The organism is Pseudoalteromonas ruthenica, assembly GCF_008808095.1.
GTDB classification, from domain to species: domain Bacteria; phylum Pseudomonadota; class Gammaproteobacteria; order Enterobacterales; family Alteromonadaceae; genus Pseudoalteromonas; species Pseudoalteromonas ruthenica.
Genome location: NZ_CP023397.1, coordinates 86,801 through 100,915 on the forward strand (window position 1 = coordinate 86,801; position 14,115 = coordinate 100,915).

Annotated in this window: 10 protein-coding genes; 3 read left to right on the forward strand and 7 right to left on the reverse strand. The window is 48.9% G+C overall.

The genetic code is table 11. The annotated features are described in order from the left end of the window. Positions 1 to 6: 6 nt before the first annotated feature. Positions 7 to 720 carry a hypothetical protein gene (locus tag PRUTH_RS15760; RefSeq protein WP_151173814.1) on the forward strand — a complete coding sequence of 238 codons (714 nt, stop codon included), beginning with the start codon at positions 7 to 9 and terminating at the stop codon, positions 718 to 720. 55 nt (positions 721 to 775) lie between these two features. On the opposite strand, the gene PRUTH_RS15765 is transcribed toward PRUTH_RS15760, so the two are convergent. Beyond that, a complete protein-coding gene (locus PRUTH_RS15765) occupies positions 776 to 2,065 on the reverse strand; it encodes a hypothetical protein (protein WP_151173815.1) in 1,290 nt (429 codons plus the stop codon). A 189-nt stretch (positions 2,066 to 2,254) separates the two neighbouring features. On the opposite strand from PRUTH_RS15765, the gene PRUTH_RS15770 reads away from it, so the two are divergent. Beyond that, positions 2,255 to 4,054, forward strand: a complete 1,800-nt coding sequence (locus tag PRUTH_RS15770) for a PKD domain-containing protein (protein ID WP_151173816.1) — start codon at positions 2,255 to 2,257, stop codon at positions 4,052 to 4,054. A 35-nt stretch (positions 4,055 to 4,089) separates the two neighbouring features. Here PRUTH_RS15770 and PRUTH_RS15775 read toward each other — a convergent pair whose 3' ends face one another. Beyond that, positions 4,090 to 6,090: a spermidine synthase gene (locus PRUTH_RS15775; RefSeq protein ID WP_151173817.1), complete on the reverse strand. Its 2,001-nt coding sequence runs from the start codon at positions 6,088 to 6,090 to the stop codon at positions 4,090 to 4,092. A 148-nt stretch (positions 6,091 to 6,238) separates the two neighbouring features. On the opposite strand from PRUTH_RS15775, the gene PRUTH_RS15780 reads away from it, so the two are divergent. Continuing rightward, complete coding sequence (locus PRUTH_RS15780) at positions 6,239 to 7,111, forward strand: cyclase family protein (protein WP_170268985.1); 873 nt, start codon at positions 6,239 to 6,241, stop codon at positions 7,109 to 7,111. Here PRUTH_RS15780 and PRUTH_RS15785 read toward each other — a convergent pair. From PRUTH_RS15785 to PRUTH_RS15805, 5 genes are read right to left on the reverse strand one after another with little or no spacing between them, the layout of a single operon-like run. Further along, on the reverse strand, positions 7,098 to 8,372 hold the full coding sequence (locus tag PRUTH_RS15785; protein ID WP_151173819.1) for a sensor histidine kinase: 1,275 nt from the start codon (positions 8,370 to 8,372) through the stop codon (positions 7,098 to 7,100). The two genes, PRUTH_RS15780 and PRUTH_RS15785, sit on opposite strands and share 14 nt — an antisense overlap. Next, complete coding sequence (locus PRUTH_RS15790; RefSeq protein ID WP_151173820.1) at positions 8,372 to 9,682, reverse strand: sigma-54-dependent transcriptional regulator; 1,311 nt, start codon at positions 9,680 to 9,682, stop codon at positions 8,372 to 8,374. Before PRUTH_RS15790 ends, PRUTH_RS15785 begins: the two co-directional genes overlap by 1 nt. A gap of 47 nt (positions 9,683 to 9,729) precedes the next feature. Further along, the gene (locus tag PRUTH_RS15795; protein WP_151173821.1) at positions 9,730 to 12,159 is read right to left on the reverse strand and encodes an ABC transporter permease; all 2,430 of its coding nucleotides are present in this window, start codon (positions 12,157 to 12,159) and stop codon (positions 9,730 to 9,732) included. Next, positions 12,156 to 12,887 (reverse strand): ABC transporter ATP-binding protein, encoded by a 732-nt coding sequence (locus PRUTH_RS15800; protein ID WP_045980072.1) that lies wholly within the window; start codon positions 12,885 to 12,887, stop codon positions 12,156 to 12,158. Before PRUTH_RS15800 ends, PRUTH_RS15795 begins: the two co-directional genes overlap by 4 nt. A gap of 12 nt (positions 12,888 to 12,899) precedes the next feature. Then, entirely contained in the window at positions 12,900 to 14,087 is a 1,188-nt protein-coding gene (locus PRUTH_RS15805) for an HlyD family secretion protein (protein ID WP_257221097.1), read from the reverse strand. Between the last annotated feature and the right edge of the window lie 28 nt (positions 14,088 to 14,115).

Consider the following 14,115-nt stretch of genomic DNA (forward strand, 5'->3'; position numbering starts at 1 on the left):
CTCAGAGTGACTAAATTAAACCTCATAACAGTGACCGCTCTTTTTGGTTCACTGAGCGTGTGTGCAAAGACAGGTATAGAGCCTCGTTATACTTTAGATAACAAAGCCCGTAGCTTCTTTGATAAACGCATTGAGCTGAAGAACAGCTCAGAGATTGCCGCACTTCACAACAAACAGTGGTATTACCAAGATACTCTCAATAAGGGGGTGGACTTTATTGAGGTATCGAATTGCTTAGAGCTCAAAAAGGCTTTAGCGGAAGGCTTCGAGGCAGATACATACTCTTATCAAGAGGCGGTAATAGCAACCAAACATATCTGCGACACCTGGCAGGCGATGGCGAAACTAGAAGCCTCTCACAGCAGTTGGATCAACTTTACTCACGGTAAAGAAGTGGCCAAGGAATTACCTGCCGAATTCGCCCTCGCTATCTCTAATGATACGGTTGAGCGGGTGGCGCAGTCCGAGCACTGGAGTGATGTGACCACAATCAAAAAAGTTGAGCCTGCGAGTGAAGACCAAGCGGTGTATTACGATACCGATGGCAGTATTCAGCGTTTAACGCTCATGGCCCAAGGCGACTACAATGGCGATGGCATCGAAGATGCTATTTTCTATATGGAAAATGGCGTTGATGGCGGCAGTTATTCCAGTGTGAACACCTATATTGTGACTCGCTTGCAGCAAGGGGCACCGATAACGCTGCTGGCGAAGTGGTAATAGGTAAGGAGCAGCTTAGCTGCTCCCACAATGTTGCTCCCACACCACGGCACAGCTAATGGAACACTTTGCCACTAATCAAGGTGTCATCAATCACCAAAAACTGCCCATGCCATTTTTCTGTAGTGACATAAGCGGTATCCCACTCTAGATTAGTGTTGCCCATGGCTTCAAGCTTTGCATAAGGGTCTCCTTGGCCAAGGCCAGCAAACTGCCATTTTGAAAATGTATCGAAGAGCTCGTTTTTGCCGTAGATGCCTGCCCTGCGGGCGGAGAAGTCTTCCATGAGTTTAATATGATCCACTTGCTCGGCAGTAGACATCACAATTTTTTGCCGACAAGGGGTGAAAAAAGCACGCTTATTATCAGCATCGACTAGTTGAATTAGGCTGTTTCCATAGGTACTAATATACTCGTCAATGGTCATGGCGTGTTGGTAGCAAGGAGACGTTTGCACCTTGCTAAAGTCGGTGAAGGGCTTGCCTACACTAAACCCAGCTAACTTCTGCGCCGTTTCATCAAGGTCGCTAACTTGTTGTAGTGTTAAAAATTTTGGTTCGTTATAAGCCGAGTCAATGAGTGCTGCCTGCTGGCCATTAAGGGTTACTGTAGAAGCAAACTGTGCTCCATTTAAGGAGAATGTAAAGTCTTCGGCAACAATTTCCAACTGGTTAGCTAACGAAATAGGTAACAAAGCTTGGTTGTATTGATAACCCACTAACTTACCTTGGTGAAAACTAAAAACATGATTGCGACCAATAAAAGCCAGTAACTTTGTGTCATTTATCGGCCATAACATAGTAAAACGGCCTAGTTTTTCGAGTACTTGAGCGAATTCATCACCCATTTTAAAAGTAAATATAGAAGCCTCGGTGAGAATTAAAGTCGGTGTTAACTGCTGAAGCTGTTTTAGGGGGGCGGCTGGTAATGTGAATGAAGTTTCTATATCAAGGTCGTTGCTCGTATATTTGAAAACTGTTGATGATAAATAATCAATATTCTCTTTCGTTATTTTAAATCTATCACCGTAGCATTCAGTGACTGATGCGATTTGCGCAATTGCATCAATATTGGATGAGTTCGGATCACGTCTAAAACTGACAGCCGTTTCCATGATACCCGCATCGGTATTGTCGGCGATATCTTGCAGTTTATGCAGCAGCTTTTCTTTAGTCTGTGTAATTAGCTCATCGTCACTGTATGACCCCATACGGGCTCGATATGTTACTTGTACAGATTGCGCCGAACGCTCGTCAACATCGCACTCACTGGCTCTGGAGTACACGCTGTGTGAGTATGAAGAGCATGAATATACAACAGCTAATGCCAATAAGTATTTAACCATAACGGCAATCCCTTTTTATCAAAGTCAGTAATGTCTATCTTTTACACAGTGATAATTAAAGTCAATATATCTAGTATTTTTCATATTTGAATTAGTATCAATAATTAATCATCTTATTGATACTGCAATGGAAATTAAAATAAATTTAATGTAGCATTCCTTTTATAGGAACTTTATAAGGATATAGAAATGTACAAAGGACTTGCTTTGTTTTGCCCATTATTTTGTTTAACACTATCGGGGTGTGGAGGAAGCGACAGTAACAAGGATGCGACACCCGTTGTAGAGAACACCTCGCAATCGGCCAAGGCTCATGTTGCTGCGGTCACTCAGGCTCAGCGAGGACAACGAATACAGCTTGATGCGACCCAAAGTGTGATCCCTCGTGGCGGCAGTTTTTCTTGGCAATGGCACAGTGTGCCTGAAGATGGCGCAGTTGAACTCACTGACAAAGAGACGTTGAAGCCTACCTTTGTACCCACTGTCGCGGGGACTTATCAGCTCAAGCTGGTGATAGACGCTGGCGACAATAATAGCAGTGAAGTGCTAACCACCATTACTGTCGCTGACAGTAGCAATAATACTGCGCCGGTGGCGCGCTTTGAATTGGCGCAAACACATTTTGGTAAGAACGAAACTATTCATTTAGATGCTTCAGCAAGCTTCGATGCGGATAACGATACGCTAAATTATGAGTGGCAAGCACAGCCTCATAATAGCTCTGCCGAGTTTCAACTTAGTGCCCATACAGGCGTTCAGGCATTATTTAAGGCTCAATCAGCGGGCAAGTATACCATTCGCTTAACTGTTGATGACGGTGAGTTACAGCATAGCACCGAAGGCACAGTTACAGTTCAAGAACAATCCTTAGAGCCGGTGATTTCGGCCCCTAGCAGCGTAAAGGTGGGCACCGAAATTAAACTCAGCGCAGCAAATAGCAAGCTGTATGAAGGGGTGGGAATTACTTGGCAGTTAAAGAGTAAACCCCAAGGTAGCAGCGCCGAACTCTCTACTCACGATGCTGTTGAAGCGCTTTTCACTGCAGATGCCGCCGGTACTTATTTAGTACAACTGAGACTCACGGCAAGCACTGGAGAATATGTTGTGGCAACCAAAGAGATCACCGCAACAGCTAATAATGGCGCGCCCTTTGTGCGCCTATTAAACACTCCAAGCTCAAGCAAAACCTATCAGCAAGTGACGCTCGATGGCTCAGCAACTACAGACCCTGATGGCGATACCTTAGACTTTTTATGGCAAATAGAAGCACCAGAAGGTGCTACATACAGTCTTGAAAATGAAACCAGCGCCAAAGCCACCTTTTTAGCGCAAGACCCAGGCGATTACAAAATAACGCTGCAGGCGTCTGATGGGGCTTTAACGAGCCAAAAGTCATTGATTCATCGTGTCACATCGTCTAATAGTGCGCCTAGTGCTCAAATCGAGCTATCATCGGGCCAAGTGAAACTTTATAAAACAGCCTCTTTTATCGCCAAAGGCCAAGATCCAGATGGTGATGTACTCACTTACCAGTGGCAGTTGATAAATAAACCTGCACAAAGTGAGGCGCAGCTTAGCAATATAGAAAACAATGAAGTAAGCCTCACATTCGATAAGGCAGGTACCTATACGCTGAGCGTAACGGCCTCTGATGGTGAACTCTCGAGCGAGCCTCATGTTATGTCGGTACAGGTTAAAGCGGGCACCAATCGCCAGCCCTATATTCTTGGCATGCAGGTCTTGGATGAGCTAAAAGCGGATCAGCCCATTCGCTTGGTGGTTAACGCAGGCGATCCTGATGGCGACCCGCTGACTTACGAATGGCGAGTCGAGCCGCCAACAAATGCCACTGCTACCTTCTCATCGACAAGCACAGCACAGACCACGATAACTGTCAGTGATCCAGGTTGGTATTTAGTTGAGGTTTATGCCGATGATGGCATAGTGCGTACGCCCTATCCGCATGCCAAGGTGCTGATAGTCGAGTAGGCAAAGAAAAGGCGGGAATTCCCGCCTTTTTTAAGTTAATCGCCCATAAACTTCATCGCCTGCAACAAGTTACTGTAATCATCGCGCCACACAAAGGGTGTGGTTGTACTTGGCCAAGGAGATTGACTAGAGCGCAGCGATGCCAAACGCTCAGCGCTGCGGCTAAGCACGACCCAGCGCACATCGTGACCATGGCGCTGTTGCGATTTGCTTTCGTTGTAAACAATGGCTAATTCAAAATGCTCAGCCAAGCCACGCATCAAAGGTGTTAAATCTAAATGGGTATTGGAAATATGCACCGCCAGCATGCCGTTATCCTTGAGATGACTAAGATACAGGTCGGTGGCCTCTTGTGTTAGCAAATGCATGGGGATGGCATCGCCGCTAAAGGCATCCAGCACCAGTGCATCAAAATGCTGCGCGGGTTGCTGAGATAAGGTCACGCGACCATCACCTAAGTGATAATGCTGCTGCGAAGCTGAAGCGTTTAAGTAACTAAATTGGCTTTTAGCCGTTGCCAGTACATTGGGATTAAGCTCGTAGAAATGGTAGTGATCGCCTGGCTTGCCATAAGCAGCCAACGTCCCCGCTCCCAAGCCGATAAAACCGACTTTGGCGTTTGCCGAGAGCTCTGAGAGCATTTGCCCAACCAAGGTTTGCTGTCGGTAGTAACTCTGTGGCTCGCCTTGTCCTGGGCCGCTCAACACTTCCACACCGTGGGTGGTGGTGCCATCAATCAGACGTCGTTCAACGCGGTTGTCGATATTAACTTCAGTCACGGTTAACAAGCCGTAAAAGTTGCGCAAACGGGTAATATCATTACTTTTAAACTGACTGTCTAGCCATAGAAATAACAGCGCCGAGATGGCCACGCCAACAACAGCACTGCCGGCTAACCATGGCGAACTTTGGTGCTGCTTATCAAGTAGCACGGCGACAGCAAACAGCATCAAGGCCATGGCAATGGCTAATGGGTATTCGTAATACAAGGTGAATACGAGGGGCGCAACAAAGGTGATGGCCGCCGTGCCCAAGGCCCCACCTAGGGCCATTAACAAGTAAAACTGAGTGAGATAATCCGTATTAGGTTTGGCTTGAACCAGCTCACCATGGCACACCATGCAAGCGGCAAACAGCACTAAGGAATACAGGGCTACTTGGCTGACAATATCGAACTGGCTGCCAATAAAGAACAAAAAGCAGGCGATAAGCGCGCACACCGAAAGAGCCGCCAACCAAAATACCCGATGGTAAAGCTTGGTTGAGTGGAAACATAAAACAAAGGTCAGTAAATACAACGCCAGTGGTAAAAGCCATAAAAACGGCACCGGGGCGACATTTTGCGTAATGGCGTTGGTACTGGCGGTGAGTATCATCACCCCACAGCCGCTCAGCGCTAACCACAGTAACCATTTGTGGTGAAGCCCGCCGCGAAATGCACTTTTTTCGGTAGTACCTAAACGCTTCGCCTGATTATAAAAGCGCGCCATATAGCCATAAAAAACGACGGCAAAAGCCACAAATAACCCACTCCAGAGCCACGATTGATGGCCTAAAGCGAACCAAGGCTCAATAGCAAAGGGGTAAGAAAGTAGGGCTAAAAACGAGCCAATATTAGAGTAGCTATAGAGTTTATAGGCATGCTCGTTATCGACCTTTGCCTGCCAGCTTTGCATCAATGGGGCCGTTGCAGCGAGGGCAAAGTAGGGGAAGCCTACAGCAATACTTAGTTGCAATAACACCTGCCAAGCTGGGTGAGCACCCGGGGCGGCTAAGGCTTGGGTGCCAATAGGTAATGCTAGAGCCCCTACGAGCAGCAGCAAGCCGTGGACAATAAACTGATTCTTTAACTTAAAGCGGCTTGAGAGTAGGTGCGCATAGCCGTAACTGGCCAATAAAAAGGCTTGAAAAAACAACAGGCAAGCGGTCCATACTTGGGTGCCGCCACCAAAGCTGGGTAACAGCATTTTGGCCATGATCGGCTGGACTTGAAACAGTAAAAAAGCACTGAGAAATACAAGAATAATTGCAAGCATAGGGGGTGAATGAGTACGTGAGCGAAAAAACGCCCGCTAATGTACCATGTTTAACCATAATGGGGAAAAGGAGCTGTACAGTCGCTCATGTTGCTCTTGCTTTGGCCTATACTCAAGCAGGATGTCACAATCACAACAGGGAAACGCTATGAAATATATACTGTTACTCGCTGCATTGATGTTTACTAACAGCGGTTTAGGTGCCCAAGCTAAGTTATTGGAGAGTTTATCCAAAGCACGCGTTATTGAGCTCAATCATGTGTGGGATCACAACTCCCCGCTTTTGAGTTTTAATCCCCCTTATGCGTTGGCGCTGATGGATAATCATCAAGATACCCAAGGGATGATCCCCGAGATCTCTTTTGCCGCCGACATTATGTATTTTAGTGGCCAGCATGGCGCGCCCAACCTTGATGCCATTGGCCATATTGGCCACAACGGCCAGGCCTATGGTGGCATCGGCACCGATGCAATCGATGGCGCTCGGGGCCTTAAGGAACTTGGCATTGAGCAATATCCTCGCGAGCGCTTACTTAATCGTGCAGCGTTACTTGATGTGGCGCGTTTTAAAGGCGTGTCACACTTACCTGGCGGATACGAAATTACCGTAAAGGATTTGCAGGATACAGCCAAAGCACAACAGGTTCGTATTAAGGCTGGGATGTCGGTGTTGATCTGCACCGGTTTTGGCCAGTTTTTTAATACTGACAATGCAACTTACCTCGGACCTCGCCCGGGCCCAGGGCAGAGTGCGGCACAGTGGTTAGCACAGCAACACGTATTCTTAGCAGGCGCTGATCAACTGAGTTTCGAGGTGGTGCCTGAGAGTGGAACGCGGTTTCCCGCACACCGCATTTTACTCGCACAACATGGTATTTATATTGTTGAAAACCTTAACTTAGAAGCGCTCAGCGAGGCGCTTGCAAAGGGCAAAAGCAATGAATTTATGTTGGTGCTAAACCCGCCTCGTGTTCGTGGAGCTACGGGAATGGCGGTGAATGCTTTTGCTATTTTGCCTTAGGTAAACATATTTGCGCTAACGCCCCACCTTGAGAGTGGTTTGTAAGTGTTAACTCACCGCCTTGCGCTCTAATTATCTCTCTGCTCAATACTAATCCAATGCCAGTGCCTTGGGTTTTGGTGGAGTAAAATGGCACAAATAGGTTATCGGGATTATCTATGCCAGGGCCATTATCATACAGCTTGAGTTGCCACTGGTTGTGCTTACTAATCGCTAAGCGTATGCCTTCGGTGCCGCTAAGGGTATTGGCCTGCTCGGCATTACGCACCAAATTAAGCAACGCTTGCTCCAGTTGCTCTGGGTCGATTAATAAACGGCCGCTGTGGCTTTGGCAGTCAATGTCTATGTGCGGCAGCAGCACCTGTAAGCGGCTAACCAGCTCGGTGATTGGTATCGCTTGCAGTTGCGGTTGTGGCAGCTGCGATAGCTTTGAATAACTGGCAACAAAGTTGAGTAGATGTTGCGCGCGTTTTTCTATCACCTCAAGCATTTGCGCTTGCAATGAGTGCGCCTGTTGCTGCTCGCGCAGCGACTGGGTTAACGAATAAATTGGCGTCAGCGAGTTACGCACTTCATGATTCAGTACTTTGACCAGCTTTTGCCAGGCCTCTTTTTCGGTGTTTCTTAGGGGCTGTTCAATCGACACATAGACCAAAAGTTGATAATGACGAGCGCCTCGCTTTAGGCTATGACAGTCAATTTTGTAGCGTGTTTGATGCTGCCCTTGATGCAACTGCCATTGATGCTGATGACGATATAAGCCAAGCTCTTTGGTCGCTACACCTAGCAGTGAGTCTTGATGATAGTGAGCTAATGCCGCTGGGTTGGCATGATACACCTGAGCATGACCATCAAGCACCACCACTGGCGAGTGCAGCTCGTTTACCAAGTCAAACACAAAGCTTTCGTGGTGCGCGTATTCTGCACGCTTATTACTAATGCGGGTAGCAATACGGCGCAAATCCTCTTTCAGAGCATAAATGCGCCCATGTCGATACCGGGCAAAATGCCACACTGTAAATTCCTCATTCGCGAGGCTGTCTAGCTGCACCGCGACGCTATCAAAAGCGTCGAACACGGTTTGGTACAAACTACAGAGTGCCCAAATACAGGGGCCTAGAACAAGCAATAGCAGCGTTACTTGGCTCAGTGTATCCAATTGCAGGTAAACACCTATGGCCAATAACAGCGCCAATAGGGTGCCTAGCGGGATGGCTGCAAGGATGATAAAGCGTCGCTCTAAAGAGCTTGAGCGCGCCATTATTGGTTGCCCAGCTGATATTTATCTAAGCGTCGGTACATGGCGGATTTGCTCAACCCTAAAAACTCACCGGCGGCGACCACATTACCGTCAAAATGAGCGATGGCGTTGCTGATCATGCGTTTTTCCGCTTCCTCTAAGTTCATTAGCGGTAGGCTCGAATCAATATCTTGGTGAGGTTGCAAGGCGATATGCTCAGCGCTGAGGCTATCAGCGTCGCTCATGATCACACTGCGCTCCAACACATGTGAGAGCTCGCGCATGTTTCCTGGCCACTGATAGGCGCTAAGTTTGTCTAGGGCACAGCGGTTTAAGGTTTTTACAGGCAGCTGGTAACGCTGGCAGTGGATGCGAATAAAATGATCGGCAAGGCTGGCGAGCTCGTCACTGCGTTGGCGCAGCGGCGGCAAAGTAAGGACCAAGGTATTGAGTCGGTACAGTAGGTCTTGGCGAAAATCACCGTCGGCAATAGCCGCTTGTAAATCCGCATTAGTGGCAGAGATCACCCGCGCATTGCTGTGCAAGGTGGTGGAGCTGCCGAGCACCTCGTATTCGCCACTTTCTAATACCCGTAATAACTTCGCTTGCAGCGCCAGGGGCAAGGTGCCTATTTCATCTAAAAACAAAGTGCCCGATTGCGCCAGGGTAAAGCGCCCGGTACGCGCTTCTTTGGCATCGGTGAACGCGCCTTTACTGTGGCCGAATAACTCACTTTCGAAGAGGTTCTCCGGGATAGCGGCCATATTGACGCTGACAAAGGGCGCATCAGCTTTATCGCTATGCTGGTGGATGAGCTTAGCCAGCATACTTTTACCGGTGCCATTCTCACCGGTAATGAGTACATTGGCGTTGGTTGCAGCAATACGCTTGGCGTTTTCAATCAAGGTTTGCGTCTTTTTTGAAAAGGCCAGAAAGCGGTCATTGGCCTCGCTATTGTCATGAGGCAAATGCTTGCGCACAGCATTGACTAAACGGCGGTTTTGCCAGGGTTTTTCAACAAAATCACAAGCCCCTAATTGCATTGCTTTGACGGCTAATTCGACATTGGCATAGGCGGTGATCACCACCACTGCGATGCGCCGAGAACATTGCCGTAAGCTATCGAGAAAGGCCAAGCCTTCTTTGCCAGAGGTGGTGTCTTTGGTGAAATTCATGTCCAGTAAGACTAAATCAACCTGATGGCGGTTAAGCTGGCTGAGCGCGGCTGTGGGAGAGTCAGCCTCTATGCAGTGGTGATTATCACTCTCAAGCGCAATGCGGGCGCTTAGGCGCACATCGCTCTGATCGTCAATTATAAGTATACGTGCCATGTACGGGGTATTCCTAATAACTAAGGGGCGCAGGGCCCCCTGATTCTTTATTGTTGTTTTAATGCCGCCATGGGCTTGTCGTGTATTAGTTGTCGCATGGGCCAGATGACCGAAGCCAGTGCGAAAACGATAATTGCAGCGCTGACGAAAAGCAACCACAGCGGATTGAGAGACAGCCACAGCATCACCGACTGTTGAAATAGGATGTAACCGCCCAAGGATACTCCCAGGGCCAATAAAAATGCAGCAACCAACGGCATAATAGTATCCTTAATAAGTTGACGATATAACAATTTACGTTTGGCACCTAAGGCCATGCGCATACCCAGTTCATAGCGACGTAATCTGAGGTTATAACTGAGCACCCCATAAATACCGATACCGGCGAGCAACAGGGTAAATACGCCCAGTGCGGTGCACAGCATTAAGGTCACTTTGTCTAAATGGGTGATGGCTGCGTATTGCTCCTCTAAAGACTTAAAAGTCCATATGCCGGCACGGTTACTGACCTGCTGCATGGCTTGAAATACTGTTTCTCTTTGCAGCTGCTGGCCGGGCTGCATCTCTATCATGATCGCAAAGCCATAAGGCTGAGCAGGCCACCATAAATGCCGTCCTAGGTCCTCATCATAGAACTTGGGGTGGTTAAAGTTTTCGGTGATGCCAACCACTTCTACTGGGTTGTCAGGGTCGAAGCTGTAAAACTTCTCGCCAATCAGTGAGCCTTCCGGCTTAAGCAAATCATTCACTGCCTTGGTGACCAAGAACTCATGCTTTTCGCCGCGAATAGCCGCCTCACTAAAATTACGGCCCTCAATAATTTTCAGTCCGGTAAATTCGAAGTAATCTTGGCCAACCCAAGTTTGCGGGATGAAAATAGAGCCTTTGCCGGACATATCGGTAATGGTGCTGGCGCGTTTGCCTCTATCAACTGGGCTTTGCCCGTGTGCAACTGCTTTGACTCCGGGAATTTGCTCTGCGGCGTGAAGGAATTTTTGTAAATCATCGTAGCGTTTGCTGAGCTCATCCCGATTTTTTTCGATAAACACCATCACTTGGTAAATGTTATCAACTCGGCTACCCAGTGGCCGCTGCAATGTTTCCACACTTTTGTGCAGCACCATGGTCGCCGTTATCACTAAACTGGTGGCGAGGAACAGCTGAATAGCAATCATCCATTTTACGGTGCGCATGCTGACTTGGCTGACCGCCCCTTTACCAGAGGACTGTACCTGTGAGCGTAACTGCTTAAAGTTAATCAGGCGACTGGTGATCCAAGCAAAGAGCAAGGCCAATAAGATGCAGAGAATCAGTGCGCTGGAGACCACGGTAATATCAATGCCGACGGTGTGAACCAGTGGCAAATGCCCGCTGCTTACCCACTTAAAAAGCTTCACGCCCCAGGCGGCGATAAATAAGGCGATGGCTACGGCGGAGGCCATAAGCACGAAGGTTTCACTTAAAATACTGGCAAAGAGGGTTTTACGTTTAGCCCCTAACACCGCTTGCAATGCCAGTGTTTTATGTTTGGCTACGGCGCGGGCAATGAATAAATTGCTGACATTTAACAGCGCAATAAGCACTAACCCTGTGACTCCGGCAAGGAGCATAATCGCCAAATCGTCGTTGTCGCCCAACTCGGCTTGGCGAAAGGGAGTGACAATGGGTTTGAGATCATCCAGTTCATCAAACTCCTCTTTCCACTGCGCTTTAATTTCCTGAATACTTTGGTAAAGCTCGGCTTCAGTCGAAGCTTTGGTGGCCCCGGGTTTAAGCACGCCCACTAGTTTCATACCCCGAAATAGGTTCCACCAAGCGCTTGGGTTGTCATCGTTAAAGTAGCGCGCATCCGCGCTAAATTTGAACCACAGCTGATTGTCACCCCGGTTGAACATATAGGGATCTTGGTAGTTTTTGGCAACCACACCGACAATGCGGTAGTGCTTATCTAGCTTCACCAAGGTTTGGCCAATCACATTGTCATCGCCGCCGTAATAACGTTGCCAAAAGTCATAAGAGATCAGCACTTCATCCAGCGGCTCCTGCACACGCTGTTGTCGGCTCATATGCTGTCCTAATGCTAAAGGCACACGAAACAGCTCAAAGTAGCCGTCACTGGCATAGGTGATGGCGATACGTGGCTCCCCTGGCAGGTTACTGATGACATCTTCACCGGAGTTCACTAAGGCCTGGCGGCTAAAGGAGGTTTGTGTTTCATACCAATGCAGCACCGATTGAAAACTTTGAAACCCCGGGCTGTTGTATTCCGGGTAGATATTGTCTTGCTCGACAATGACTAAACGTGATTCTTGTTCAACATTGAGGGGCGCCACAAAATAGCTACTGAATAAGCTCATCACCACGAAAAAACACGCCAGAGTGATGGCTAAGGTTGCTACCACCGCAGCAACAAAACCGGGCGTTTGGCGCAGCGACAGCAGAGCCATATGTAAATGCATGCGTAAGCGGGTCATCATACGGCCTCCAGCTCGGTATTGGCCTCACTGCTCAGGCCTGCATCACGATGCATCATTTCGCCATCGAGTAATTTGATTTGTTTTTTGGCGTAACCGGCATAGCGGGGGTCGTGGGTGACCATGCATATGGTGGTGCCTTGCTGGTTTAGCTCGCTCAACAAAGCCATTACCGCATCGCCATTTTTAGAATCGAGGTTGCCGGTTGGCTCATCGACCAGCAAGATACTGGGTGTGCCCGCCAGCGCCCGAGCGATGGCGACACGCTGCTGCTGACCACCACTGAGTTGGTTTGGGCGATGCCCGGCGCGGTGGCTGATCTCCACTTGGGCGAGCGCGTGCTCCACACGTTGGCGTATTTCATCTTTACTTAAGGCCGGCTCGCGGTACTGCAAGGGTAAAGCCACATTGGCAAAGACACTCAGCTCATCAATAAGGTTAAACGATTGAAAAATGAACCCTATATGCAAGTTTCTTAGTTCGGCTTGGGTATCCATATCGAGGCTTTGGGTGTCCACGCCCTCAATGTAATAGCGGCCAGCGCTAATATCATCGAGCAGCCCCATTAGGCTCAACAGGGTGGATTTGCCACAGCCAGAAGGGCCGCTGATGGCAACATAATCGCCTTTATAGATTTTGAGGTCGATATTGCGTAGCGCATGGGTTTCGACATCGTCGCTGGTGTATACCTTCGACACTTGTTGTAATTCAATGATTGGCTTGGTTTGCATAATGACATCCTGTTAATGGGAAACGGTTGTTAGTTTTTGTAAGTGCATGTATTCGCCCATATCCGAAATCACAACTTGAGTGCCAGCAGGCAACGTGCTGCGCAGCTCTATGCTGTCTCCTGCGAGTTTACCAAACTCCAGCTCGGCTTGGACTAATTGATTTGCGGCGGGGTCGACGATAAACAATGGGCGCCTTTGCTCAGCATCGACATAACTGGGGCGGCGCAAGTGCCGAGCATGCTCTAAGGTATCGGTGATGATCTCGCCTTCGATGGTCAACGCTGGGCGGGCGTTGCTAGGTAAATCCGCAGCCAGCTCCAGCTCGATGGCAACGCGGCCGTCACGGACAATAGGGTCGATGCGGCTGACCTGTGCTGCTACTGTATCCGTAAAGGTATCGATGATCGCCTGCTGGCCGACCACGATCTGACTGGCATCGCGCTCGTTGACCAGCAAATCGGCTAGCAATTCATGTTCGCTGCCAACCACGGCCAGCGGTGCGCCCACTTGAACCGATTGACCTTGTTCGACATGCAGCTGTTGTAGCATGCCATTGATGCCGGCACGCACCTGCAGTTTGTCGACATCGGCTTGGGCACTGGCAAAGGCTAAACTAAATTCCTCAACCAATTCACTCTCAACATCTAAGCGCTTTTGATGCAAAGCCTGCATCTGCTGCATTTGTTGTTCGCTTAACTTTACCCGCTCACTCAGCTGCGCAACGCGCAGCTGCGAGCGCTTATGATCAAGCATAGAGACGATGCCCTCGGCTATAAGCTGGCCTTCAGCTTGGGCGCGTAGTTTGGCTCCGGCGAGCTCGCTTTTTAGCAAGGTGAGGTTACCTTGGGCAGTGAGTTGCTCGCTTTGCTGGGCAAGCTTTAATGCCTCAAAGTTGGCTCGTTGTCGTGCTAAAGCAAGACGGGCTCGGTTTAATTGCTGCTCCAAGCTCGGGTTGCTAAGGCGTAAAATAATATCGTCTTTGGTGACGCGTGCGCCGGGGCGTAATACCACCTGATCAACTTGGGCTTGGTGGTTGGCGGTTAAAAACCGTGTGTATTTAGAGCGCAATTCGCCATACCCCGATACCTGCGTATTGAGAGGGCCTTGCTGCACGGTGGCAAGCGTCAGGGCATTGAGATCAATACGTTGGCTGCGCCATGAAAAGCCGATACTCGCCGTTATAATGATCAGAACAGCCAAGGCTGCCCCATAGATTAAAGGCCGGCGC